The following is a 24,313-nucleotide window of genomic DNA, read 5'->3' as shown; positions in this document are numbered from 1 at the left end:
TGCTGGTCGCTGGTCATCGGCCCGGTGGACCGGTGTAAGGGCCCCTCACGTGAGAATGAGCAAGCCAATACACACAACGAACAGCCAGGATAACGGCGGGCCCGAGAAGGGTCAAAACGGGGGCTCGGCCACGGTGGCGCCGCGGGGCCGGCGGCTGTGCGGTTGCTGTCGGGGTTACCGAAAGGGAACAAGCGTGCCGGTGGCCCGTCTAAGATGCGCCGCATGAGTTATGGGCAGGGGGAGCCCCAGTGGGATCCCTGGAAACCGAGTTCCCAGCAACCCCAGTGGGGCAGTCAGAGCGGTTCGCCGGACTGGGCCGCGCTCGCCGAGGCCTCGGAGGCCCGCAACAAGCGGCGGCGGCTGCTGATGATCGTCGGCGGCGCCCTGGCCACGGTGGGGGTCGGTACCGCCGTCGCCGTGGCGGTGGTGTCCGCGGGCGGCGGCAGCGGGGCCTCGAACAGACCGGCCAGCGCCCTGCCCAGCACCGCGCAGATCCCCAGTGAGAGCGCCGACGCCGCCCCGTCCTTCGCGCCGACCTCGGCCCCTCCCCCGCTGAACCCGATGGACTTCATATCCAGCGCCACGAAGGACACGGCCCCCATCAGCGCGGACACGCTGTTCCCCGGCACCCAGCTGACGATGGGCACGAACGTCTACAAGAAGGGCCCCACCGCCTCCACCACGAACTGCGCGTCGGCCGCCCAGGGCACCCTGCCCGCGGTGCTCACGAAGAACGGCTGCACCCGCGTCATCCGCGCCACCTACAGCAAGGACGGCGTCGCGGTCACGGTCGGCGTGGCTCTCTTCGACACGGCGGCCAAGGCCACGAAGGCCAGGCAGGAGGTGGACTCCAAGAGCATCATCACCTCGCTGACCGGCAAGGGTGTGCCCACCTTCTGCCGGACGGCGGTCTGCCGCTCCACGACCAACGCCTACGGCCGCTACGCGTACTTCACGCTCGCCGGATTCACCGACGGCAAGAACGTGACCACCAAGGACGCCAAGGTCTTCCAGGCCGGCGACGACCTGGCCGAGTTCGCGTTCCGCCAGATCCGCCGCCGCGGCGAGGCCCAGGCGTCGGCGGCCGCCAACCAGTGAACCGGCACACGGCGGCCTAGCGCCATGCGGTTGCGGGGACGAATCAGGCTGATCGGGGCCGCAGCGGGGGCGGCGGTGGTGGCGCCGTTGACGCTGTGGGCCTACTCGGAAGAGCGCGAACCGAAGAACCGGGGAGCCGCTCCGGTCCCGACCGACCTGCGGGAGCGCGACCCGCAGGCGACGCCCGCCGCACGCCAGGTGTACGCGATGCTGGCGGGACTGGAGAACAACGCGCGCCGCGGCCGGCCGAGCCGCACGGTGATCGGCCAGCACGTGGAGTTGCACAACGAGCGGTACAACCCGGAGTACGGCGACTATCGAGGCACCAAGCAGCCGGGCTACTACTACCGCAAGGCGCAAGACATCACCGGACGGCTGCCCGGCTTCGTGGAACTCGACCTCGGTCCCGGCTACGGGCAGCCGGGGTGGGCGGTGGGCGAGGCCCGCTCGTACTCGCGTTCCTGGCCGAGCTGCCGCCGGATGTGGGGGTACGCCGAGGACGCCGTGGACCTGGCCGTCGGCGTGTGGGCTGGTCTGCCCCGGCCGGCCGACGGCTCCTACCACCCCTCCGGCACACACTGGGACTGCGCCTCGGGCACCGATGTCTCGCTGCCGCACACCGGAGGCGGTCAGGCGGGCATCGTCGGGTTCTCCTTCCACCAGCCGTATCCGGGCAGCCCTGTCAAGGGCTTCGCACAGACGCTGCACCGCACCTCGCCCGCCGCGCAGGACCCCGGCTGGTTCGCCCGGGTGATCGCCCCGGGCAGCACCGAGCACCGGTTGCTCCTGCACGACCTCGGGTACCTCGCCGACCACCTGGGTTACCTCGCCGACCGTGGCGTGCCGGTGCTGCTGCGCCTGTACCACGAGATGAACACGACACCGGGCAGGGGCTTCTGGTGGGCGGGCCAGGACCCGGCCGCGTTCCGGCAGCTCTGGCGTGTGACCTACGACTACCTGGTGGGACGGCGCGGCCTGCACAACCTGATCTTCGTCTGGGCGCCGAACTCCTGGGACGGTTCCTACGGACACGAGCCCCACCCCTATTACCCGGGCGACCGCTACGTGGACGTCGTGGGCGTCGACGACTACAGCGACACCCCTGCCGAGCCCTTCGGCACGGGGGCCTGGACCGAGGTCTGGTACCGCGGCCTGGAGCGGTACGGCAGGCCCCGGATCATCGCGGAGTCCTTCCACGTGCCGCTCAACGCGGCGCAGCCGGACACCCTGGCCCGGACCCCCTGGGTGTTGTGGACGGTGTGGGGCCAAGCGCTGACCTACGACAACCTCTCCTCGCCCCGGGGCAAGAACACCACGACCGACGTCAAACGAACTTACGGGTCATCCAGGGTGATCAGCGGCGATGAATGGACACAACCAGTCACTCGCGATCACTAATCGTTGATCGTTGTGTTAACTTCTGACTACATGATTCACATGGACTTTTCTTACCATCCCAAAATGTGTAAGCATCACTCATCTGTTCGGCCGACGATCCTGGCGCCTGGGGGGGCATCTGAGGGCAGCGGCCGAGACGCCGAAGAAGGCGTCGGGGGGGCGTAGAACCCGGAGTGTGAGTGCGCGACGCCCTTGATGCGTCATGCCGAGATCTGCCGCTTCCTCGACGCGCCACCGATCTCACGGGAGTTCCGCAGTCCGCATGGCATCGACACTTGCCCACGGGGGTGCGCCGCAGTCACGGCACAGCACCAAGCTCGCGCAGCGCACCGCGTCCTGGAAACCGGGCATCCTGCCCTTCCTCCTGCCGTTCGTCCTGCTGGTCGTCTTCGGACTGTGGTCCTACCGGCCCAGCTCCTCGCCGCTGAGCTGGGCCCTCACGGTCGTCTGGTCCCTGCCGGTGGTCGGTGTCCTCGTCGGCATCCAGGGCGCCCTGCTCATCCGCCGCCGGGTGCGGCACATCGACAGGATGACCCCGCCGGCTCCCGCGGAGCAGGACTTCCTCATCGCCCTCGTGCCGACCATCGGACGGCACGACACCTACCCCGCGCTCGAGCGCTCGGTCCTCTCGTACGTCGAGCACCTGCCGGAGTGGTTCCCGTACATGCGGGTCGACGTACTCACCGAAGAGGGCTGCGAGGCGGCCGAGGCGATCGATCGGCTCGCCGACTCCCACCCGCTGATCCGCGTGGTCACCGTGCCCAAGGACTATGTCCCCGCCAACGGGACCCGGTTCAAGGCCCGTGCCAACCACTACGCCCACGAACTGCGCATCCATGAGGGCGAGGCCCTCGACCATGTCTGGGTGCTGCACATGGACGACGACACCGGGGTCGGCCCCGACACCGCCTCCTCCCTCGCCCAGTTCATCAACCGGCAGCGCCGCGCCCACCCCGACGAGGCCAAGCACATGGCCCAGGGGATCCTCACGTATCCCCGCGAGAACGCGGTCAACACCTTCACCTGGCTCGCAGACGCCGTGCGCCCCGCCGACGACATCGCCCGCTTCCGCGCGCTGACCGGCATGGGCACTCCGGCCGCCGGTGTACACGGCGAGCTGCTGGTGCTGCGCGCCTCCGTCGAGGCCACCATCGGCTGGGACTTCGGCCCCAAGGAGATCGTCGAGGACGCCCGCCTCGCCCTGACCTTCTGCCGCAAGTACCCCGGCCGCAGCGACTGGTTCAACGGCCGCTGCTACGGCGCCTCCCCCGCCACCTCGGCCGACTTCGTCAAGCAGCGCGAGAGGTGGGCCTGGGGCCTGGTGGCACTCTGCTTCAACAAGGCTGTGCCCTGGCGCTACCGCTGGTTCCTGTCGATCTGCGTGGCCACCTGGATCCTCGGTCCGCTCCAGCACATCACCGCCGTGCTGCTCTTCGGCTGGCTCATCAACGACATGAACACCTCGCCGGTCACCCAGTCGGTGGTCATCCTGTGGGCCCTCAACTTCGCCTACGTCATCTGGACCTACTGGGAAGGCCTGCGGCTGAACGCACTCGCGTCGGTCGGCGGCCGGCGCAAATGGTGGGAGCCGATCGTCGTCGTCGCTCTCATCCCCGTCTTCTCCGTGCTGGAAGGACTCGGCGGCTTCAAGGGCTTCATGAAGTTCGTCCGCCGCGAGGAGAACAAGTTCGTCGTGATCGCCAAGCCCGCCTGACCACCCGGAAGACAACTGACATGCGTTCGCGACTTCCCCTGCTCGCCATCTTTCCGGTGACCGTCCTCACCGTCGTGCTGGGTGCCCCCTTCGTCGTCGGCGACCACCCGGTGCGCTGGGAAGCGGGCTCCGCCATGCCCAGGATCGTCCTGGACGACTCCGGGACCGGCACCACCGAGCACCGGGGCACCTCCCGGGGGACGGCCACCTCGTCCCCGCACTCCTCCGCCGAGACCCTCGAGGTCACCAAGCCGTGGAAGCCGGGCATGCCGCAGTGGGGCGTGCAGATCTACTGGGAGGAGGAGAAGAACAAACGATCCGACGTGTTCATCGATGACCAGGCCCGCAAGCAGGCGAAGTACCTCATCGGCCTGGGCGCCAACTCGGTGTCCCTCTCCTTCCCCTTCTTCACCGGCGGCCTCGCCTCCGACGTGACGTCGGCCGGTGCCAAGACCCCGTCCCCCGAGCGGCTGGGACGGGTCCTGAAGGTGTTCAAGGACGCCGGGTTCCGTACGACGGTTCGGCCCGTCATGGACGAGGCGTCCCTGAACCCGCCGACCGGCTGGCGCGGCAGCATCGCCCCCGCGTCCCGCTCCGCCTGGTTCCGCTCCTACCGGACGTTCCTCACCCCGTATCTGAAGACCGCCGACGAGCAGAAGGCGGACTCCTTCGTCATCGGCACGGAGCTCAACTCGATGGAGGGCGACCCCGGCTGGGACGCGCTCGTCACCTTCGCTGAAAAGACCTTCTCCGGCGACGTCGGCTACGACGCCAACTGGGACAAGTACGCCACCAGCCGCATCAACATGCCGGTCAACCATCTCGGTATCGACGCCTACTTCCCCGTCAAGGTGCCCGACACCGCCCCCGTGGACCGGCTGGTGCGGGGATGGGACCAGTGGCTCGACAAGAAGTCGACCGGCGCCCTCCCCCACATCACCCTCTCGGAGGCCGGCATCGGCGCCATGAAGGGCGCTTACCACTCCCCCGGCGACTTCTACGCCAGGCACGCCGTCAACACGCAGGTCCAGGCGAACTGGTACTCCGCGGTCTGCAAGGTCGTCCAGCAGCGCCACATGGGTGGCGTCTACTGGTGGTCACTCTGGTTCGACGACGACCCCAACACACCGCCGGACGACAAGACCGCATCCCGTCTGGACTTCGCCGGCCGCCCCCAAACCGAGAAGGCCATCAAGTCCTGTTTCACCTCCGATTACGCAGGACCCGGCACCGCCACCACAAACTGACCGAGCGAAGGCAATCATGCAAGAAGCCATCATCCTGGTGGGCGGCAAGGGAACTCGCCTGCGCCCGCTGACGAACCACACTCCGAAGCCGCTGCTCAACGTCGCGGGCTCCTCCTTCATCAGGCACCAGATAGCCAAGCTGATGGACGCGGGCGTGGAGCACGTGGTGTTCGCCACCTCCTACCTCGCCAGCCTCTTCGAGGAGGAGTTCAAGGACTTCACTCAGGATCTGCAGATCTCCTACGCCGTCGAGGAGGTCCCGCTCGGCACCGGCGGGGCGATCCGGAACGCCGCGCGCATGCTGCGGGGCGGCTCGGCGGACGAGCCGGTCCTCATCCTCAACGGCGACATCCTGTCCGGCGTGGACCTACCCGCCATCCTGGCGCGACACGTGGAGCGCGAAGCGGATGTGACCCTGCATCTCACCAGGGTTCCCGACCCGCGCGCGTTCGGCCTCGTCCCCACCGACGAGGACGGCCGGGTGCTGTCCTTCCTCGAGAAACCCAAGACGCCCGAGGAGTGCGTCACCGACCAGATCAACGCAGGCTGCTACGTCTTCACCCGGTCCGTTCTCGACGCCATCCCGGCCGACCGCGAGATCTCGGTCGAGCAGGAGACCTTCCCCCAACTCGTCGCCCAGGGACGGCGCGTGTTCGGCCACACCACCGAGGAGTACTGGCGCGACCTCGGTACGCCGCTGGCCTTCGTCCACGGATCGGCCGACCTGGTCACCGGCAAGGCGGCTTCACCCCTCGTGGGCCGGCCGGCCGAGGCCCTGATCCACCCCACGGCGATCGTCGACCCGACCGCCCGGGTCACGGGCGGCTCGACGATCGGCCCGCACGCCGTCGTCGGGGCGCACGTGGTCGTCGACCGCTCCATCATCGGCGCGAGTGTCACCGTCGCCGAGGGCGCCCGGATCCACGAATCCGTGGTGGACCACGACTCCTCGATCGGCAGCGAGTCCGTCCTCCACGAGGTCGTGGTGGGCTGCCACTCGCACATCGGTGCGCACAACGAGCTGCCCGCCCAGCTGCGGCTGTCGTGCGGCATCCGCATTCCGGCCCAAGGGGTGCGTGTCAGCGGTACGGCTGTCGCCTGCCCGGTGGTCCACTGACGCAGCCGGCCGGCCGCCCTCAGGCCCGACCGGACATTTTCTGGAGAATTGTGACCATCCACCCCTCAACAGCCGAAAGCCCGGCGCTTCCGCCCCCGCACCGGTCGGAACGCCGGCAGGAACCGCAGAAGACGGACCGCCTGCGCAAGTACCGCCCGGACATACAGGGCCTGCGTGCCGTCGCCATCATGATGGTGGTCAGCATGCACTGCGGCCTCCTCAACATCCACGGCGGCGTCGATGTCAGCTTCGTGCTGAGCGGCTTCCTGATCGGCGGTCAGCTCCTCGCCGAGATCGACAAGACCGGGAAGGTCTCGCTGGGGAAGTTCTGGGCACGGCGCTTCCGCCGACTCTCCCCGTCCATGGCGATCACCATCGTCGGCACGGCCGCCGCCGCGTGGATCTTCGGCAGCCCGCTGCGCTTCCGAGACTACGTGGCCGACGGTCTCAGTGCCTCCCTCAGCTTCCTGAACTGGCGTTTGGTCGAGAACGGCACCGACTACTTCGCCAACGACGGCAGCCAGTCGCCGTACCAGCACTTCTGGTCGCTGGGCATCGAGGAGCAGTTCTACCTCGCCGCCCCGATCCTGCTGGTCGTCACGGTATGGATCAGCCGCAAGATCTTCCGCAACCGATTCCTGGTGGTCCTGGGGCTGCTGGCCGTCATCGCAGGCTCTTTCCACCTGGGCTTGACGAAGACGGCGGAGAACCAGCCGCTCGCCTACTTCGCCACCCACACCCGGATCTGGGAGATCACCACCGGCGTACTGCTCGCCCTCGCCGCCCCGCTCGTCTCCCGCATGAACACCGGGTTCGCGACCGTCCTCACCTGGTTCGGTCTGGGCACCACGCTGGTCACGGCCATGCTCATATCCGACACGACCCCGCTGCCCGGCTATGCGGTGGCCGGTCCCGTCGCGGGGGCCCTGCTGGTCATCGCGGGCGGCTGCGCCAACCCCAGGTTGGGCGCGGAACGGCTGCTCGACAACCCCGTGCTCGACTTCATCGGCAACGTCAGCTACGGCTGGTACCTGCTGCACTGGCCGCTGCTGGTGCTCTGGCCGTCCATCGTGGACCGCGAGTTCACCCTGTCCGACCGGTTCCGGGTCGCGGTGCTGTCCTTCCTGCTGGCCGTCGTCATGCACTACGCGGTGGAGCGCCGGTTCAAGCGGAACACGCAGTTGGTGGCGCGGCCCTGGAAGGGTGTCCTCACCGGATTCGTCCTCACCGGCGTCACGGCCGGCGCGATGGTCGTCGCCACGAGCGTGCCGCTGCACCTGGCGACCGCCCCCGCGGGCGCGGTCGCCGCGGGCTACAAGGACCGGACCTCCGTCCAGAAGGCCGCCACCGTCACGAAGGTCTCGGCGATCACCCAGTCGACGCTGACCCAGGTCCCCGACGACACCACCGACCGCGACTGCATCGCCACCATCGAGGTCACGCGGTACCAGCCCCTCGACACCTGTGTGGTCGGCGCCCCCGACGGCAGGACGACCATGGTGCTCTTCGGTGACTCGCACGCCTGGCAGTGGATGGACCTGTACGACGCGATCGGCAAGGACCTCGGCGCCCGGATCACGGTCATCGCGAAGGCCGGCTGCTCGCCGCAGGTGTACCGGATCCTCAATCCCCAGGTGAACCGTGAGTACCGGGAGTGCGACTCCTGGCGCGCATCGGCCTTCGAGGCACTTGCGAAGTCGAAGCCCGACGTGATCGTCGTCGCCGACCGGGTCCGGCAGGAGGCGGGGCGGGACGGCGCCGTGGCCGCCTGGAAAATGCTCCAGAAGACCGGTTCCCGGCTCGTCTACATGACGGACACTCCGCAGCCCGGCCGTAACGTGCCCGACTGCCTCGCCACCCACCTGGACAACATGGCCGTGTGCAACCGCCCTGAATGGCAGGCCCTGGAGTACACAGACTTCCGCGCCATGGAGAAGGACGTGGCCGAGAAGTACGGGGCGAAGATCATCGACACCACCGCCGCGTTCTGCGCGAACGACGTCTGCCCGTCGGTCATCGGCGACCAAGTCGTCTACTACGACAACAGCCATGTCACGGCCTCGTACTCGAAGACCGTGAAGCCCTATCTGGAGCCGCTCGTCAAGCAGATCCTCGACGCGAAGTAGACGGCGCGCCACGCTACCGCCCCGGCCGGGCTTCTCCGGCCGGGGCCGGCCCGTCACTGCCCCCGGACCCGCACCCGCCGCGCCTGCCGCTGCCGCTCGGCAAGCTGGTCGTCCGCCGGGTAGGCGACTTCCTCCAGGGTCAGCCCATGCGGCCGCACCACATGCACGGCGCTGTCCCGCACCCCGGCGTCGAGCACCTTCCGCGGCCACTCCACACCACGGTGGCCGTCGCCCACGAACAGCAGGGCGCCGACCATGGAGCGCACCTGGTTGTGGCAGAAGGCGTCGGCGCGGACCTCGATCTCGACGATACCGTCCGCCCCCCGGCGCACCCCGAAGTCGAAGATCTCCCGTATCGTCGTCGCCCCCTCGCGCTTCTTCGCGTACGCCGCGAAGTCATGCTCCCCGATCAGGGACTTGGCGGCGGTGTCCATGGTGTCGACGTCCAGGGGCCGGTCGTGCCACAGGACGTGGTTGCGCAGCAGCGGATCGACACCGCCGGGGTTGTCCGTGACCCGGTAGGCGTAGCGGCGCCAGATCGCGGAGAAGCGGGCGTTGAAGCCGCTGGGGGCCTCGCGCAGGGCCCAGACCCGGACGTCCTTGGGCAGCCGGCCGGCGAGCCGCTTGAGCAGCTTCCCGCGGTGTTCGCCCCACACGTGGAGCGGCAGATCGACATGGGCGACCTGCCCCCGGGCGTGCACCCCGGCGTCCGTCCGTCCGGCGACGGTCAGCTCGTACGTCTCCGCGGAGCGGGTGACGGTACGCAGGGCGTCCTCGATCTCCCCCTGCACGGTCCGCCTGCCGCCGGCCTGCTTGGCCCAGCCGTGGAAGTCGGTGCCGTCGTAGGACAGGTCGAGGCGGACGCGGACGTAACCGGGCTGTACTTCGTCACTCACGGGGGAATCCTCTCAGGTACGCGAAAGCGGGCCCGCCCGGCAAGGGCGGACCCGCTCAGCGCGAGGTGGAACCTCAGGCGTCCTTCGACTCCTCGGCGGCGGCCTCCTCGGCCGGCGCCTCGGTGGTCTCGTCGGCCTTCGTCTCCTCGGCCTTGGCCTCGGACTCCTTGACGGCACGCTTGGTCGCCGCCTCGGCCTCGCCGACCGCCTTCTGCTGCACCGTCAGCGCCTCGACCAGCTCGATGACGGCCATGGGCGCGTTGTCGCCACGGCGGTTACCGATCTTGGTGATGCGGGTGTAACCACCCGGACGGTTCTCGTAGCGCGGGCCGATCTCGGTGAAGAGCGTGTGGACGACGCTCTTGTCCGTGATGACCTGGAGCACCTGACGGCGGTTGTGAAGGTCGCCCTTCTTCGCCTTGGTGACCAGACGCTCGGCGTACGGGCGCAGGCGGCGGGCCTTCGCCTCGGTGGTGGTGATGCGGCCGTGCTCGAAGAGCGACTTCGCGAGGTTCGCGAGGATGTGCTTCTCGTGCGCGGCGCTGCCGCCCAGACGGGCACCCTTGGTGGGCTTCGGCATCGTGTTTCTCCTAGGTGTCTGCCCCGGCCGTATCAGGTACCGGGGTCAGTATCCGAGCAGGCGGTCGCCTGTCGGAGACCCCGCGCCCCCTGGGGGCGCGGGGAACTGCGCGACCAGCCACAACGGTCCCGCAGCCAAAATCCGGCGTCCTCGCGGAGCGCCTAGTACTGCTCGGTCTCGACGAAGCCCGCGTCCGCGTCGTCGTCCGCACCGAAGGCGTCCGCGGCCGCGGTCGGGTCGAATCCGGGCGGGCTGTCCTTCAGGGCCAGGCCCATGCCGGCCAGCTTCGCCTTGACCTCGTCGATCGACTTCGCACCGAAGTTGCGGATGTCGAGGAGGTCGGCCTCGGAGCGCGCGACGAGCTCACCCACGGAGTGGATGCCCTCACGCTTGAGGCAGTTGTAGGAGCGGACCGTGAGCTCCAGCTCCTCGATCGGCAGCGCCAGGTCGGCGGCCAGGGCGGCGTCCGTGGGGGACGGGCCCATGTCGATGCCCTCGGCGTCGATGTTCAGCTCGCGGGCGAGACCGAACAGCTCCACCAGGGTCTTACCGGCCGACGCCATGGCGTCACGCGGACGCATGGCCTGCTTGGTCTCGACGTCGACGATCAGCTTGTCGAAGTCGGTGCGCTGCTCGACACGGGTGGCCTCGACCTTGTACGTGACCTTCAGCACGGGGCTGTAGATCGAGTCGACCGGGATCCGGCCGATCTCCTGGCCCACCTGCTTGTTCTGCACGGCGGAGACGTAGCCGCGACCGCGCTCCACGGTCAGCTCCATCTCCAGCTTGCCCTTGCCGTTGAGCGTGGCGAGGACCAGGTCGGGGTTGTGCACCTCGACACCGGCCGGGGGCGCGATGTCGGCGGCGGTGACCAGACCCGGGCCCTGCTTGCGCAGGTACATCACGACCGGCTCGTCGTGCTCCGAGGAGACGACCAGCTGCTTGATATTAAGGATCAGGTCGGTGACGTCCTCCTTGACGCCCGGCACGGTGGTGAACTCGTGCAGGACGCCGTCGATGCGGATGCTGGTGACAGCAGCGCCGGGAATCGACGACAGGAGGGTGCGGCGCAGGGAGTTGCCGAGGGTGTAGCCGAAGCCCGGCTCCAGCGGCTCGATCACGAACCGGGAGCGGAACTCGTCGACGACCTCTTCGGTCAACGAGGGACGCTGAGCGATCAGCATGTGTGGATCAGATCCTTCAGTCGGGGGCGCCCGCTATATGACGCCCGACCACACCGCACCCGGAAGGGCGCGGGTACTGCAAGGGTACGGGCGGTACGGCCCGAAAGGGGACCGTACCGCCCGAATCCTTCAGGCCAGGCCCTGCCTCAGACGCGGCGGCGCTTCGGCGGGCGGCAGCCGTTGTGCGGGGTCGGGGTGACGTCCTGGATGGAGCCGACCTCGAGGCCCGTGGCCTGCAGGGAGCGGATCGCGGTCTCACGACCGGAGCCCGGGCCCTTGACGAACACGTCGACCTTGCGCATGCCGTGCTCCTGGGCGCGGCGGGCGGCCGACTCGGCGGCCATCTGCGCGGCGAACGGCGTGGACTTCCGGGAGCCCTTGAAGCCGACGTGGCCGGCGGAGGCCCAGGAGATCACGTTGCCGGACGGGTCGGTGATCGAAACGATGGTGTTGTTGAACGTGCTCTTGATGTGCGCGTGACCGTGAGCGACGTTCTTCTTTTCCTTGCGGCGCACCTTCTTGGCAGCGCCCTGACGTCCCTTGGGGGGCATCTACTAACTCCTACGGGAGGTGGTCGGTCCTACAGCGAAGACCGTGGACAGGTGTCCGCTGCGGACTACTTCTTGCCCGGCTTCTTCTTGCCGGCGATGGCGCGACGCGGGCCCTTGCGGGTACGGGCGTTGGTGCTGGTGCGCTGGCCACGGACGGGCAGACCACGGCGGTGACGCAGACCCTGGTAGGTGCCGATCTCGACCTTGCGGCGGATGTCGGCCTGGATCTCGCGACGGAGGTCACCCTCGGTCTTGATGTTGTTGTCGACGTACTCGCGGATCGCGACCAGCTGCTCCTCGGTGAGGTCGCGAACACGGGTGTTCGGGTCCACACCGGTGGCAGCCAGCGTCTGCTTCGAGAGGGTCCGGCCGATGCCGAACACGTAGGTGAGGGCGATCTCCACGCGCTTTTCGCGCGGGATGTCGACACCGGAAACGCGTGCCATGCAATGGCTCCTGGTGATCTTCGGAGGTCTTCCACAGAACCGGTTCCCAGCCGCCGTATCAGGTACGAACTGGGTCCCCGGCCTCCGAACCGGGGGTGTCGAGCCGTCGTTCGCGGCTCGGGTCCTGCGTATGAACAAATTCAGCTCGCGTCGCGCGAAACTCTGCGATAGCGGTGCAGAGGGAGCGGTCGGTCGTGCGTCAGCCCTGGCGCTGCTTGTGGCGCGGGTTCTCGCAGATGACCATGACCCGGCCGTGACGGCGGATCACCCTGCACTTGTCGCAGATCTTCTTGACGCTCGGCTTGACCTTCATGGGATGTGAGGTTCTCCGGGTCAGTTGCCGGCGGCCCCGCTCACGCGGGACGTGGGCAAGATCTACTTGTATCGGTAGACGATCCGGCCACGCGTCAGGTCGTACGGAGACAGCTCCACCACGACCCGGTCGTCAGGGAGGATACGGATGTAGTGCATACGCATCTTGCCGCTGATGTGTGCCAGGACCTGGTGGCCGTTCTGGAGCTCGACCTTGAACATGGCGTTCGGAAGAGACTCGACGACAGTGCCCTCGATCTCGATGGCACCTTGCTTCTTGGCCACGCTTCGCCCTTCGAATCGACTACCTTGATCGACTCCTGGTGCGCCTTACGCGTGCATGCGGACATGCGGGTGCACAAGAGCCGACGAGTCAGTCTACGTCAGCGCACCCGGAAAGACGAATCGCGAAAGTCTGCCCCATCGGGGTGATCGCTATGCGCGGCGGGACGGTTCCTTGACCGATGCCGGGCCGGCGGCCTCCGGCCGGTGGTCGCGGGTCCGGCCGGCCGCCCCGGACCGGCGGTCGCGGGTCCGGGCCGGCGTCAGGCCAGCGGGTCCGGCGCCGCCGTGATCCCGTACTCCGCGAGCTTCGCCGTGCCCCCGTCGGGAGCCGTCAGCACCAGCGGGCCCTCCTCCGTGAGGGCGACGGAGTGCTCCCAGTGGGAGGACCACGTGCCGTCCGTCGTGATGACCGTCCAGTCGTCCGACAGGACCTCGGTCTTGGGGGTGCCCAGCGACACCATCGGCTCGATCGCGAGGCAGAGGCCGGGCACCAGCTTCGGGCCCTTGCCGCGGCGGCGGTCGACGTAGTTCAGCAGGTGCGGGTCCATGTGCATCTCGGTGCCGATGCCGTGACCGCCGTAGTCCTCGATGATCCCGTACCGGCCGCCACCCGGCTTCGGCTGCCGGCGGATGTACGTCTCGATGGCCCGGGAGACGTCGACGAGGCGGTTGCCCTGCTTCATCGCCGCGATGCCGGCCCACATGGACTCCTCCGTAACCCGGGACAGCTCGATCAGCTCCGATGCGTGGCCGGAGCCGACGAAGCAGGTGAACGCGGCGTCCCCGTGCCAGCCGTCCACGATCGCGCCGGCGTCGACGGAGATGATGTCGCCGTCCTTGAGGACCACCTCGTCGGAGGGGATGCCGTGGACGACGACCTCGTTCACCGAGGTGCAGATGGTCGCGGGGAAGCCGCCGTACCCCAGGAAGTTCGACTTGGCGCCGTGCTCGGCGAGCACCTTGCGGGCGACCTCGTCCAGATCCTTCGTCGTGGCACCCGGCACGGCCGCCTCACGCGTGGCCGCGTGCACGGCGGCGACGACCAGCCCCGCCTCACGCATCTTGGCGATCTGCTCGCGGGTCTTGATCTGCACCATGGGGGCTGCGGCCTTTCTGGACCTGGAAGAGACGGACACCATCAAAGATACGGGGCGGCACGCTCGCCCTGTCCGGCGCTTGCGGACGGGACACCGGCAGCGGCGCGGAACAGCGCCACCCCACACGTCGGCCGCGGCCCCCATCGGGGAACCGCGGCCGTGGAGCGCCGGGAGCGACTACTCGTCGGCCCCCTTCTGCTTCAGTGCCTCCATCGCGCGTGCCGTGACCTCTTCCACCTTGCCGAGGGCCGAGATCGTGACCACCAGGCCCTGGGCCTTGTAGTAGTCGATGATCGGCTCGGTCTGCGTGTGGTAGACCTCCAGCCGCTTGCGGACCGTCTCCTCGGAGTCGTCGTCCCGCTGGTACAGCTCCCCGCCGCAGATGTCGCAGACGCCCTCCCGCTTCGGCGTCTTGTACGACACGTGGAAGACGTGCGACGAGTCGTTGCGGCACACGCGGCGGCCCGCGATGCGCTTGACGACCTCGTCCTCGGGGACCTCCAGGTCGAGCACCGCGTCCAGCTTCATGCCCTCGGCGTCGAGCATGTCGTCCAGCGCCTCGGCCTGCGAGACGTTGCGCGGGAAGCCGTCCAGCAGGAAGCCGCCCTGCGCGTCCGACTGCTCCATACGGTCCTTGGCCATCGCGATGGTGACCTCGTCGGGCACCAGGTTGCCCGCGTCCATGTAGGACTTCGCGAGTTTCCCGAGCTCCGTCTGCCGGCTGATGTTGGCGCGGAACAGGTCGCCCGTGGAGATGTGCGGGATCGACAGGTTCTTGGCGAGGAACGCGGCCTGCGTCCCCTTGCCGGCACCGGGCGGCCCGACGAGCACGATTCGCATCAGCGGAGGAACCCTTCGTAATTGCGCTGCTGGAGCTGGCTCTCGATCTGCTTCACCGTCTCGAGGCCGACACCCACGATGATCAGGATGCTGGTGCCACCGAACGGGAAGTTCTGGCTCGCCCCGAAGCCGACCAACGCCATTGTCGGTACGAGAGCGATCAGTCCCAGATACAGCGAACCCGGCCAGGTGATCCGGTTGAGTACGTACGACAGGTACTCAGCGGTGGGCCGACCGGCCCGGATGCCCGGGATGAAGCCACCATACTTCTTCATGTTGTCGGCGACTTCCTCGGGGTTGAAGGAGATCGCCACGTAGAAGAACGCGAAGAAAACGATCAGCAGGAAGTACAGGGTGATGTAAATCGGATGGTCACCCTTGGTGAGGTTCTGCTGAACCCAGCTCTTCCACCCGGAGTTGCCCCCGGCGAACTGCGCGATCAGCGCCGGGATGTAGAGCAGCGACGACGCGAAGATGACGGGAATCACACCCGCCTGGTTGACCTTGAGCGGGATGTACGTGGACGTGCCGCCGTAGGAGCGGCGGCCGATCATCCGCTTGGCGTACTGCACGGGGATGCGCCGCTGGGCCTGCTCGACGAAGACCACCAGGCCGACCATGATCAGGCCGACCAGGATGACCGTGCCGAACTCGATCCAGCCGCCGGCCAGGGTGCCCTGCTTCTTGATGGCCCACAGCGCGGACGGGAAGGTCGCGGCGATCGAGATGAACATCAGGATGGACATGCCGTTGCCGATGCCGCGGTCGGTGATCAGCTCACCGAGCCACATGACGACGGCGGTACCGGCGGTCATGCAGATGACCATCGTGATGGTGGCGAAGATCGACTGGTCGGGCACGATCGAGGACGCCACCGGGCAGCCCGAGAACAGGGCGCCGCTGCGGGCGGTGGCCACGAGGCCGGTGCCCTGGAGGATGGCCAGCGCCACCGTCAGGTAGCGGGTGTACTGCGTGATCTTCGTCGTACCGGCCTGCCCCTCCTTCTTCAGGGCCTCCAGGCGCGGGATGACCACGGTCAGCAGCTGGAGAATGATGCTCGCCGTGATGTACGGCATGATGCCCAGCGCGAAGACCGTGATCTGGAGCAGCGCGCCGCCGCTGAACATGTTGACCAGACCGAACAGGCCCTGCTGTCCCTTGGCCACGTCGATACAGGTCTGAACGCTCTTGTAGTCGACGCCGGGGATCGGGATGTGCGTACCGATCCGGTACACCACGATGATGCCCAGCGTGAAGAGCAGCTTCTTGCGCAGGTCGGGCGTCCTGAACGCCCGGGCGAACGCGGTGAGCACGGTGCCTCCTGCGACCCCCGCGCAACTGCGTCAAGGGTGACGGTCTGAGTTTCCGACTGAACAACGACAACAACGACGACAACGACATATGTAACGGTCGACTGCCGCTCCGGGTGCCCGTACCGCGACACCCGGTGAAAGTGGGCAGTGCAGGCCACCTTACCCGCGAGACCGCCCCCCTAGGAACGACCGACCGGGGATACCCCTGTGTGAGGTATCCCCGGTCGGGTTCGTTCAGGTCATCGAGACGCCCGAAGGTTTCAGACGAGCTCGGTGACGGTACCGCCGGCGGCGGTGATCTTCTCCCTGGCGGAGCCGGAGACGGCGTCGACCGTCACCTGCAGCGCCACGGAGATCTCACCCTGGCCGAGCACCTTGACGAGCGCGTTCTTGCGAACGGCACCCTTGGCCACCAGACCCTCGACGGTGACCTCGCCACCCTCGGGGTAGAGCGCGGCCAGCTTGTCGAGGTTCACGACCTGGTACTCGGTCTTGAACGGGTTCTTGAAGCCCTTCAGCTTCGGGAGACGCATGTGGAGCGGCATCTGGCCACCCTCGAAGCTCTCCGGAACCTGGTAGCGGGCCTTGGTGCCCTTGGTACCACGACCGGCCGTCTTACCCTTCGACGCCTCACCACGACCGACACGGGTCTTGGCGGTCTTGGCGCCCGGGGCGGGACGGAGGTTGTGGATCTTGAGCGGGTTGTTCTCCGCCATGATCAGTCGACCTCCTCGACCGTCACGAGGTGGCGGACGGTGTGCACCATGCCGCGGAACTCGGGGCGGTCCTCCTTGACGACCACGTCACCCAGGCGCTTGAGGCCCAGGGAACGCAGGGTGTCGCGGTGGTTCTGCTTGCTGCCGATGTAGGACTTCGTCTGCGTGATCTTGAGCTGCGCCATGATTACGCACCCACCCCGGCACGCGCACGCAGCAGGGCCGCGGGGGCGACGTCCTCGAGCGGCAGACCACGGCGGGCCGCGATCTCCTCGGGACGCTGCAGGCCCTTCAGGGCCTCCACGGTCGCGTGCACGATGTTGATGGCGTTGTCGGAGCCGAGCGACTTCGACAGCACGTCGTGGATACCGGCGCACTCGAGCACGGCACGCACCGGACCACCGGCGATCACACCGGTACCGGGCGACGCGGGCTTGAGCAGCACGACGCCGGCGGCCTTCTCACCCTGGATGGGGTGCGGGATGGTGCCCTGGATCCGGGGGACCTTGAAGAAGTGCTTCTTGGCCTCCTCAACGCCCTTGGCGATGGCGGCCGGCACCTCCTTGGCCTTGCCGTATCCGACACCCACGGTGCCGTCACCGTCGCCCACCACGACCAGCGCGGTGAAGCTGAAGCGACGACCACCCTTCACAACCTTGGCGACGCGGTTGATCGCGACGACGCGCTCAACGTACGCGGTCTTCTCGGCGGCAGCAGCGCCGCCGTCACGGCCCTTCCGGTCCCGCCGCTCGCCGCCACCGGCACCGCTTCCGCGGCGCTGGGGTCCAGCCATTGGATTACCTCTCTCTTTCCGCTAGCTACAAGCGGCTCAGAACTTGAGCCCGGCTTCGCGGGCGGCGTCCGCCAGGGCGGCGATGCGCCCGGCGTACTGGTTGCCACCACGGTCGAACACGACGGCCTCGACACCGGCGGCCCTGGCACGCTCGGCGACCAGGGCGCCGACCTGCTTGGCCTGCGCGGACTTGTCGCCCTCGCCACCGCGGATCGACGCGTCCAGGGTGGACGCCGACGCCAGGGTGTGGCCCTTGAGGTCGTCGATCACCTGCGCCACGATGTGGCGGTTGGAGCGGGTCACGACCAGACGGGGACGCTCCGCCGTACCGGCGATCCGCTTGCGGATCCGGATGTGACGGCGCTTGATCGCGGCGCGCTTGTAGGCGTCGCCCTTGAGGATCTTCTGCCCGTATGCCATGGCTTACTTACCCGCCTTTCCGACCTTGCGGCGGATGACTTCGCCCTCGTACTTGACGCCCTTGGCCTTGTACGGGTCGGGCTTGCGCAGCTTGCGGATGTTGGCCGCGACCTCGCCGACCTTCTGCTTGTCGATGCCCTCGACCGAGAAACGGGTCGGGGTCTCCACCTTGAAGGAGATGCCCTCGGGCGCCTCGACGGTGATCGGGTGGCTGTAGCCGAGCGCGAACTCGAGGTTCGAGCCCTTGGCGGTCACGCGGTAACCGACACCGCTGATCTCGAGCTTCTTCACGTAACCCTGGGTCACGCCGGTGATCATGTTCGCCACCAGCGTGCGGGACAGGCCGTGCAGGGCCTTGTTCTGCCGCTCGTCGTTCGGACGGGTCACCTGCAGGGTGCCGTCCTCAGCCTTGACGATCTCGATCGGCGAGGCGACGGTGTGGGTCAGCTCGCCCTTGGGGCCCTTGACCGAGACCGTGCGGCCGTCGATGGTGACGTCCACGCCGGCGGGAACCGCGATGGGGAGCTTGCCGATGCGCGACATAGCTGTTTCCTCCGTTCCCTTCCGTTACCAGACGTAGGCGAGGACTTCTCCGCCTACGCCCTTCTTGCCGGCCTGCTTGTCGGTGAGGAGCCCGTGGGACGTGGAGATGATCGCCACGCCGAGGCCGCCGAGCACCTTCGGCAGGTTGGTGGACTTCGCGTACACCCGGAGACCGGGCTTGGAGATCCGCTTGATGCCCGCGATGGAGCGCTCACGGTTCGGGCCGAACTTCAGCTCGAGGACGAGGTTCTTGCCGACCTCGGCGTCCTCGACGCGCCAGCCGGTGATGAAGCCCTCCTGCTGGAGGATCTCCGCGATGTGCGACTTGATCTTGGAGTGCGGCATGGTCACGGTGTCGTGGTACGCCGCGTTCGCGTTCCGCAGACGCGTGAGCATGTCTGCGATCGGATCAGTCATGGTCATGAATTGGCCTTCGGCCTCTCTCGCCGGGGTTTCCTGGTGCGCCATCCCTCTCCCCGATCCGAGACGGGACGGGTGCGGCGCGGTGGACCTACGGCGTAGTAAGTCGTAAGGGCGGCGGCAGACGCCCAACCCCACAAGCCTAAGGCATGTGGGCTGGGCGTCCTGCCGCCCCGGTTGCTTACCGAGAGCCCTGGGAAGTCCCCAAGTGGGGAATTACCAGGAGCTCTTGGTCACGCCCGGCAGCTCGCCACGGTGAGCCATCTCACGAAGGCACACGCGGCAGAGGCCGAACTTGCGGTACACGGAGTGCGGACGACCGCAGCGCTGGCAGCGGGTGTACCCGCGCACACCGAACTTGGGCTTGCGAGCAGCCTTCGCGATGAGAGCCTTCTTCGCCATCTCGCTCACGCCTCCTTGAAGGGGAAGCCGAGGTGACGGAGGAGGGCGCGGCCCTCTTCGTCGTTGGTCGCCGTGGTGACCACGGTGATGTCCATACCCCGGACGCGGTCGATCTTGTCCTGGTCGATCTCGTGGAACATGACCTGCTCCGTGAGACCGAAGGTGTAGTTGCCACGGCCGTCGAACTGCTTGGGGGACAGGCCGCGGAAGTCGCGGATGCGCGGGAGCGCGAGCGACAGGGTGCGGTCCAGGAACTCCCACATGCGGTCGCCACGGAGCGTGACGTGGGCACCGATCGGCTGGCCCTCACGCAGCTTGAACTGCGCGATGGACTTGCGGGCCTTGGTGACGGCCGGCTTCTGACCGGTGATCGTGGTGAGGTCGCGGATGGCGCCCTCGATCAGCTTGGAGTCGCGGGCGGCGTCGCCCACACCCATGTTGACCACGATCTTGACGAGGCCCGGAACCTGCATGACGTTCTCGTACTTGAACTGGTCACGCAGCTTCTGGACGATCTCGTCGCGGTACTTCTGCTTCAGACGCGGAGTCACGGTGGTGGTCGTCATCAGATGTCCTCACCCGTCCGCTTGGCAACGCGGATCTTGTTGCCGTTCTCGTCGAAGCGGTAACCGACGCGGGTCACGACCTTCTTGCCGTCCTTCTCCACGACCAGCTGAACGTTGGACACGTGGATGGGGGCCTCGGTCGTGATGATGCCGCCGGCCTGCGAGCCGCGAGCCGTCGGGCCGGCCTTGGTGTGCTTCTTGACCCGGTTGACACCCTCGACCAGGACGCGCTCCTCGCGCGGGAAAGCGGCAATGACCTTGCCCTGCTTGCCCTTGTCCTTGCCGGTGATGACCTGGACCAGGTCGCCCTTCTTGATCTTCATGCTTACAGCACCTCCGGCGCGAGCGAGATGATCTTCATGAACTTCTTCTCGCGCAGCTCACGGCCGACCGGGCCGAAGATACGGGTGCCACGAGGGTCGCCGTCGTTCTTCAGAATGACGGCGGCGTTCTCGTCGAAGCGGATGTACGAGCCGTCCGGACGGCGGCGCTCCTTGACGGTGCGAACGATGACCGCCTTGACGACGTCACCCTTCTTCACGTTGCCACCGGGGATCGCGTCCTTGACGGTGGCGACGATGACGTCACCGATGCCCGCGTAGCGGCGACCGGAACCACCGAGCACACGGATGCAAAGGATCTCCTTCGCACCAGTGTTGTCGGCGACACGCAGTCGCGACTCCTGCTGGATCACGTCTATCTCCTGATCGTCTGCCGGTTCCCTCCGGGGTTGAGCCGGAGAGCCTGGCGGAACTGTCCTGCGAGTTGTTCCCGCAGGAATTACTGGCCGACCCCGGCCGGGGTCGTGCGGCACGCTGCGCTGGGCGCGCGGGCCGCACCGGCCGGTCGGCCGAGGGAATGCTCGGTCAGGCGAAACCCTCGCCGGGGCCCGCCCCACCCGGCCCGGGGGCCTGGGGGCGGAGCCACCAGCGGGGGCAGCGGGGGCGGGGCCCCCGCTTCCTTACTTCGCCTTCTCGAGGATCTCGACGACGCGCCAGCGCTTGGTCGCGGACAGCGGCCGGGTCTCCATCAGGAGGACGCGGTCGCCGACACCCGCGGCGTTCTGCTCGTCGTGCGCCTTGAGCTTGTTCGTACGGCGGATGACCTTGCCGTACAGGGCGTGCTTCACGCGGTCCTCGACGGCGACGACGACGGTCTTGTCCATCTTGTCGCTGACGACGAGACCCTCACGGGTCTTGCGGAATCCGCGCGCCTCGGTGTTCTCAGTCACGTTGTTCTCGCTCATCAGGCGTTCTCCACCGTTTCGATGCCCAGCTCACGCTCGCGCATCAGGGTGTAGATCCGCGCGATGTCCTTGCGGACCGCCTTCAGACGGCCGTGGTTCTCGAGCTGGCCGGTCGCCGCCTGGAAGCGGAGGTTGAACAGCTCTTCCTTGGCCTCGCGGAGCTTGCCCAGAAGCTCCTCGTTGCCCAGCTCGCGCAGCTCGGACGCCTTGGTACCGGCCGACATCACGCTTCACCTGCCTCGCGCTTGACGATCCGGCACTTCATCGGCAGCTTGTGGGCCGCACGAGTCAGCGCCTCACGGGCGATCTTCTCGTTGGGGTACGACAGCTCGAACATCACGCGTCCGGGCTTGACGTTGGCGATCCACCACTCCGGAGAACCCTTACCGGAACCCATGCGGGTCTCGGCGGGCTTCTTGGTGAGCGGACGGTCCGGGTAGATGTTGATCCAGACCTTGCCGCCACGCTTGATGTGGCGGGTCATGGCGATACGCGCGGCCTCGATCTGACGGTTCGTCACGTACGCCGGGGTGAGCGCCTGGATGCCGTACTCGCCGAACGCGACCGTCGTGCCGCCCTTGGCCGCACCGTCGCGCTTGGGGTGGTGCTGCTTGCGGTGCTTGACCCTACGGGGGATCAGCATGTCGGTCAGGCCTCCGTTCCGGTGCTCTCAGCCGGAGCGGCAGGGGCCTCGGCCTTGGGGGCCTCGGCGCCGGCAGCCTGCTGCGGCTTGCGACCGCGCCGCTCGCCACCGCGGCCACCACGGGCCGGGCGGTCGGCGCCACCGCGGGCCGGGCGGTTACCCGCACGGGCGGCAGCGTTCTCGGCGCGGACCTCGGCGATGTTCTTGACGTCGCCCTTGTAGATCCAGACCTTCACACCGATACGGCCGAAGGTCGTCTTGGACTCGAAGAAGCCGTAGTCCACGTTCGCGCGGAGCGTGTGCAGGGGCACACGGCCCTCGCGGTAGAACTCCGAGCGGGACATCTCGGCGCCGCCGAGGCGGCCACCGCACTGGATCTTGATGCCCTTGGCGCCCGCCTTCATCGCCGACTGCATGCTCTTGCGCATGGCACGGCGGAAGGAGACGCGGGAGGACAGCTGCTCGGCAACGGCCTGGGCCACGAGCTGAGCGTCGGTCTCGGGGTTCTTGACCTCGAGGATGTTCAGCTGGACCTGCTTGCCCGTGAGCTTCTCGAGGTCGCCGCGGATGCGGTCGGCCTCGGCGCCACGGCGGCCGATGACGATGCCCGGACGCGCGGTGTGGATGTCCACGCGGACGCGGTCACGGGTGCGCTCGATCTCCACCTTGGAGATGCCGGCGCGCTCCATGCCGGACGTCATCATCCGACGGATGGCGACGTCTTCCTTGACGTAGTCCTTGTAGAGCTTGTCGGCGTACCAGCGCGACTTGAAGTCGGTGGTGACACCGAGCCGGAACCCGTGCGGGTTTACCTTCTGGCCCATTACCGGGTTCCTTCCTTGCTGCTGACGACCACGGTGATGTGGCTGGTCCGCTTGCGGATCCGGTAGGCACGGCCCTGGGCACGCGGACGGAACCGCTTCAGGGTCGGGCCCTCGTCGACGTAGGCCTCGGAGATGAAGAGGCTGTCGACATCGGTGTGGTCGTAGTTGTGCGCGGCGTTGGCAATGGCGCTGTCGAGCACCTTGCCGACCGGAACCGAGGCTGCCTGCGGAGCGAATCGCAGAACAGCCTGGGCCTCCGTGGCGTCCATGCCACGGATGAGGTCCACCACACGGCGGGCCTTCATGGGCGTGACGCGGATGTACCGCGCCTGGGCCCTGGCTTCCATGGTTGTCCCTTCAGAGTTACTTACGTGTCTGAATGCGATCCGCTACTAGCGGCGCTTCGACTTCCGGTCTTCCTTGACGTGACCCCGGAAGGTGCGCGTCGGCGAGAACTCGCCGAGCTTGTGGCCGACCATCGACTCGGTGACGAACACCGGGATGTGGGTCTTGCCGTTGTGCACCGCGATGGTGTGGCCCAGCATGGCCGGGACGATCATCGAGCGGCGGGACCAGGTCTTGATGACGTTCTTGGTGCCGGCTTCGTTCTGCGTGTCCACCTTCTTCATCAGGTGGTCGTCGACGAAGGGCCCCTTCTTCAAGCTACGAGGCATCTCAACCCGTCCTTAGCGCTTCTTGTTCGTCTTGCGGCGGCGGACGATGTACTTGTTGCTCGCCTTCTTGGGAGAACGCGTACGACCTTCCTTCTGGCCCCACGGGGAGACCGGGTGGCGGCCACCGGAGGTCCGGCCCTCACCACCACCGTGCGGGTGGTCGACCGGGTTCATGACCACACCACGCACGGTCGGGCGAACGCCCAGCCAGCGCTTGCGGCCCGCCTTGCCCCAGTTGATGTTCGACTGCTCGGCGTTGCCGACCTCGCCGACGGTGGCGCGGCAGCGGACGTCGACCAGGCGGATCTCACCGGACGGCATGCGCAGGTGGGCGTAGGCGCCCTCCTTCGCGAGCAGCTGCACGGAGGCGCCGGCGGAGCGGGCGAACTTCGCGCCGCCGCCCGGACGCAGCTCGATGGCGTGCAGGGTGGTACCGACCGGGATGTTGCGCAGGGCGAGGTTGTTGCCCGGCTTGATGTCGGCCCCGGGGCCGTTCTCGACGCGGTCGCCCTGCGACAGGCCGCGCGGCGCGAGGATGTAGCGCTTCTCGCCGTCGGCGTAGTGCAGCAGCGCGATGCGCGCGGTGCGGTTGGGGTCGTACTCGATGTGCGCGACCTTCGCCGGCACGCCGTCCTTGTCGTGACGACGGAAGTCGATCACGCGGTAGGCGCGCTTGTGGCCACCGCCCTGGTGGCGGACGGTCACACGACCGGAATTGTTACGGCCGCCCTTGCTGTGCAGGGGACGGACCAGCGACTTCTCCGGCGTGGACCGCGTGACCTCGACGAAGTCGGCAACGCTGGCACCACGACGGCCCGGCGTAGTCGGCTTGTACTTGCGGATTCCCATTTCTCAGTCCTCG

The 24,313-nt window shown here is 67.8% G+C and carries 33 protein-coding genes; 6 read left to right on the top strand and 27 right to left on the bottom strand.

Translation table 11 applies throughout. The annotated features are described in order from the left end of the window. Positions 1-222: 222 nt before the first annotated feature. The 6 genes from AC5WS8_RS16170 to AC5WS8_RS16145 all read left to right on the top strand — a co-directional run bounded on the left by AC5WS8_RS16170 (position 223) and on the right by AC5WS8_RS16145 (position 8,700). A complete protein-coding gene (locus AC5WS8_RS16170; RefSeq protein WP_496104073.1) occupies positions 223-1,098 on the top strand; it encodes a hypothetical protein in 876 nt (291 codons plus the stop codon). Between the two features lie 30 nt (positions 1,099-1,128). After that, complete coding sequence (locus AC5WS8_RS16165; RefSeq protein WP_496104072.1) at positions 1,129-2,496, top strand: glycoside hydrolase family 26 protein; 1,368 nt, start codon at positions 1,129-1,131, stop codon at positions 2,494-2,496. 262 nt (positions 2,497-2,758) lie between these two features. After that, positions 2,759-4,210, top strand: coding sequence for a glycosyltransferase family 2 protein (locus AC5WS8_RS16160; protein WP_496104071.1), 1,452 nt, complete (start codon positions 2,759-2,761; stop codon positions 4,208-4,210). 20 nt (positions 4,211-4,230) lie between these two features. Next, positions 4,231-5,457, top strand: a complete 1,227-nt coding sequence (locus AC5WS8_RS16155; protein ID WP_496104070.1) for a glycoside hydrolase family 113 — start codon at positions 4,231-4,233, stop codon at positions 5,455-5,457. 16 nt (positions 5,458-5,473) lie between these two features. Then, positions 5,474-6,574: a mannose-1-phosphate guanylyltransferase gene (gene manB, locus AC5WS8_RS16150; RefSeq protein ID WP_496104069.1), complete on the top strand. Its 1,101-nt coding sequence runs from the start codon at positions 5,474-5,476 to the stop codon at positions 6,572-6,574. A 50-nt stretch (positions 6,575-6,624) separates the two neighbouring features. After that, a complete protein-coding gene (locus AC5WS8_RS16145; RefSeq protein ID WP_496104068.1) occupies positions 6,625-8,700 on the top strand; it encodes an acyltransferase family protein in 2,076 nt (691 codons plus the stop codon). Positions 8,701-8,753: 53 nt separating this feature from the next. On the opposite strand, the gene truA is transcribed toward AC5WS8_RS16145, so the two are convergent. The 27 genes from truA to rplB form a co-directional block, all read right to left on the bottom strand. After that, positions 8,754-9,596 carry a tRNA pseudouridine(38-40) synthase TruA gene (truA, locus tag AC5WS8_RS16140; RefSeq protein ID WP_496104067.1) on the bottom strand — a complete coding sequence of 281 codons (843 nt, stop codon included), beginning with the start codon at positions 9,594-9,596 and terminating at the stop codon, positions 8,754-8,756. A gap of 73 nt (positions 9,597-9,669) precedes the next feature. Then, positions 9,670-10,176, bottom strand: a complete 507-nt coding sequence (rplQ, locus tag AC5WS8_RS16135) for a 50S ribosomal protein L17 (protein WP_496104066.1) — start codon at positions 10,174-10,176, stop codon at positions 9,670-9,672. A gap of 161 nt (positions 10,177-10,337) precedes the next feature. Beyond that, positions 10,338-11,360 (bottom strand): DNA-directed RNA polymerase subunit alpha, encoded by a 1,023-nt coding sequence (locus AC5WS8_RS16130; protein ID WP_003966937.1) that lies wholly within the window; start codon positions 11,358-11,360, stop codon positions 10,338-10,340. A gap of 146 nt (positions 11,361-11,506) precedes the next feature. Next, entirely contained in the window at positions 11,507-11,911 is a 405-nt protein-coding gene (gene rpsK, locus AC5WS8_RS16125; protein WP_003956432.1) for a 30S ribosomal protein S11, read from the bottom strand. Between the two features lie 65 nt (positions 11,912-11,976). After that, positions 11,977-12,357 (bottom strand): 30S ribosomal protein S13, encoded by a 381-nt coding sequence (gene rpsM / locus AC5WS8_RS16120; protein ID WP_388571531.1) that lies wholly within the window; start codon positions 12,355-12,357, stop codon positions 11,977-11,979. A gap of 199 nt (positions 12,358-12,556) precedes the next feature. Then, positions 12,557-12,670 carry a 50S ribosomal protein L36 gene (gene rpmJ, locus AC5WS8_RS16115; protein WP_003998809.1) on the bottom strand — a complete coding sequence of 38 codons (114 nt, stop codon included), beginning with the start codon at positions 12,668-12,670 and terminating at the stop codon, positions 12,557-12,559. A 62-nt stretch (positions 12,671-12,732) separates the two neighbouring features. Next, on the bottom strand, positions 12,733-12,954 hold the full coding sequence (infA, locus tag AC5WS8_RS16110; protein ID WP_003948620.1) for a translation initiation factor IF-1: 222 nt from the start codon (positions 12,952-12,954) through the stop codon (positions 12,733-12,735). A gap of 260 nt (positions 12,955-13,214) precedes the next feature. Then, positions 13,215-14,051, bottom strand: a complete 837-nt coding sequence (map, locus tag AC5WS8_RS16105) for a type I methionyl aminopeptidase (protein ID WP_496104065.1) — start codon at positions 14,049-14,051, stop codon at positions 13,215-13,217. 177 nt (positions 14,052-14,228) lie between these two features. Next, the gene (locus AC5WS8_RS16100; protein ID WP_496104064.1) at positions 14,229-14,891 is read right to left on the bottom strand and encodes an adenylate kinase; all 663 of its coding nucleotides are present in this window, start codon (positions 14,889-14,891) and stop codon (positions 14,229-14,231) included. Continuing rightward, positions 14,891-16,204 carry a preprotein translocase subunit SecY gene (gene secY / locus AC5WS8_RS16095; protein WP_496104063.1) on the bottom strand — a complete coding sequence of 438 codons (1,314 nt, stop codon included), beginning with the start codon at positions 16,202-16,204 and terminating at the stop codon, positions 14,891-14,893. The genes AC5WS8_RS16100 and secY overlap by 1 nt, the downstream gene beginning before the upstream one ends. 260 nt (positions 16,205-16,464) lie before the next feature. Next, a complete protein-coding gene (gene rplO / locus AC5WS8_RS16090) occupies positions 16,465-16,920 on the bottom strand; it encodes a 50S ribosomal protein L15 (protein ID WP_496104062.1) in 456 nt (151 codons plus the stop codon). A gap of 2 nt (positions 16,921-16,922) precedes the next feature. Beyond that, entirely contained in the window at positions 16,923-17,105 is a 183-nt protein-coding gene (rpmD, locus tag AC5WS8_RS16085; RefSeq protein ID WP_009190145.1) for a 50S ribosomal protein L30, read from the bottom strand. 2 nt (positions 17,106-17,107) lie between these two features. Further along, positions 17,108-17,713, bottom strand: a complete 606-nt coding sequence (gene rpsE / locus AC5WS8_RS16080; protein WP_014674381.1) for a 30S ribosomal protein S5 — start codon at positions 17,711-17,713, stop codon at positions 17,108-17,110. A 36-nt stretch (positions 17,714-17,749) separates the two neighbouring features. Continuing rightward, positions 17,750-18,133 (bottom strand): 50S ribosomal protein L18, encoded by a 384-nt coding sequence (gene rplR / locus AC5WS8_RS16075; RefSeq protein WP_496104061.1) that lies wholly within the window; start codon positions 18,131-18,133, stop codon positions 17,750-17,752. Positions 18,134-18,136: 3 nt separating this feature from the next. Next, positions 18,137-18,676 carry a 50S ribosomal protein L6 gene (rplF, locus tag AC5WS8_RS16070; RefSeq protein WP_496104060.1) on the bottom strand — a complete coding sequence of 180 codons (540 nt, stop codon included), beginning with the start codon at positions 18,674-18,676 and terminating at the stop codon, positions 18,137-18,139. Between the two features lie 24 nt (positions 18,677-18,700). Then, the gene (rpsH, locus tag AC5WS8_RS16065) at positions 18,701-19,099 is read right to left on the bottom strand and encodes a 30S ribosomal protein S8 (protein ID WP_103837545.1); all 399 of its coding nucleotides are present in this window, start codon (positions 19,097-19,099) and stop codon (positions 18,701-18,703) included. Between the two features lie 213 nt (positions 19,100-19,312). Next, on the bottom strand, positions 19,313-19,498 hold the full coding sequence (locus AC5WS8_RS16060) for a type Z 30S ribosomal protein S14 (protein ID WP_003948630.1): 186 nt from the start codon (positions 19,496-19,498) through the stop codon (positions 19,313-19,315). Between the two features lie 5 nt (positions 19,499-19,503). Continuing rightward, positions 19,504-20,064, bottom strand: a complete 561-nt coding sequence (gene rplE / locus AC5WS8_RS16055; RefSeq protein WP_468236252.1) for a 50S ribosomal protein L5 — start codon at positions 20,062-20,064, stop codon at positions 19,504-19,506. Then, positions 20,064-20,387 carry a 50S ribosomal protein L24 gene (gene rplX, locus AC5WS8_RS16050; RefSeq protein WP_200418829.1) on the bottom strand — a complete coding sequence of 108 codons (324 nt, stop codon included), beginning with the start codon at positions 20,385-20,387 and terminating at the stop codon, positions 20,064-20,066. The genes rplE and rplX overlap by 1 nt, the downstream gene beginning before the upstream one ends. A gap of 2 nt (positions 20,388-20,389) precedes the next feature. After that, positions 20,390-20,758 carry a 50S ribosomal protein L14 gene (gene rplN, locus AC5WS8_RS16045; protein WP_003998823.1) on the bottom strand — a complete coding sequence of 123 codons (369 nt, stop codon included), beginning with the start codon at positions 20,756-20,758 and terminating at the stop codon, positions 20,390-20,392. 267 nt (positions 20,759-21,025) lie between these two features. Beyond that, positions 21,026-21,310: a 30S ribosomal protein S17 gene (rpsQ, locus tag AC5WS8_RS16040; protein WP_004984524.1), complete on the bottom strand. Its 285-nt coding sequence runs from the start codon at positions 21,308-21,310 to the stop codon at positions 21,026-21,028. Then, a complete protein-coding gene (gene rpmC / locus AC5WS8_RS16035) occupies positions 21,310-21,534 on the bottom strand; it encodes a 50S ribosomal protein L29 (protein ID WP_018564811.1) in 225 nt (74 codons plus the stop codon). Before rpmC ends, rpsQ begins: the two co-directional genes overlap by 1 nt. Further along, positions 21,534-21,953 carry a 50S ribosomal protein L16 gene (gene rplP, locus AC5WS8_RS16030; protein WP_103837549.1) on the bottom strand — a complete coding sequence of 140 codons (420 nt, stop codon included), beginning with the start codon at positions 21,951-21,953 and terminating at the stop codon, positions 21,534-21,536. The genes rpmC and rplP overlap by 1 nt, the downstream gene beginning before the upstream one ends. 5 nt (positions 21,954-21,958) lie before the next feature. Continuing rightward, complete coding sequence (rpsC, locus tag AC5WS8_RS16025) at positions 21,959-22,777, bottom strand: 30S ribosomal protein S3 (RefSeq protein WP_496104059.1); 819 nt, start codon at positions 22,775-22,777, stop codon at positions 21,959-21,961. Then, positions 22,777-23,124, bottom strand: a complete 348-nt coding sequence (gene rplV / locus AC5WS8_RS16020; protein WP_006130776.1) for a 50S ribosomal protein L22 — start codon at positions 23,122-23,124, stop codon at positions 22,777-22,779. The genes rpsC and rplV overlap by 1 nt, the downstream gene beginning before the upstream one ends. A gap of 45 nt (positions 23,125-23,169) precedes the next feature. Beyond that, positions 23,170-23,451 (bottom strand): 30S ribosomal protein S19, encoded by a 282-nt coding sequence (rpsS, locus tag AC5WS8_RS16015; protein WP_030641188.1) that lies wholly within the window; start codon positions 23,449-23,451, stop codon positions 23,170-23,172. A 12-nt stretch (positions 23,452-23,463) separates the two neighbouring features. Continuing rightward, positions 23,464-24,300 (bottom strand): 50S ribosomal protein L2, encoded by an 837-nt coding sequence (gene rplB / locus AC5WS8_RS16010; protein ID WP_496104058.1) that lies wholly within the window; start codon positions 24,298-24,300, stop codon positions 23,464-23,466. Positions 24,301-24,313 lie beyond the last annotated feature (13 nt).

The sequence above is a fragment of the Streptomyces sp. PTL18 genome, from assembly GCF_059510295.1.
This window is presented reverse-complemented; position numbering and strand designations above follow the sequence as displayed.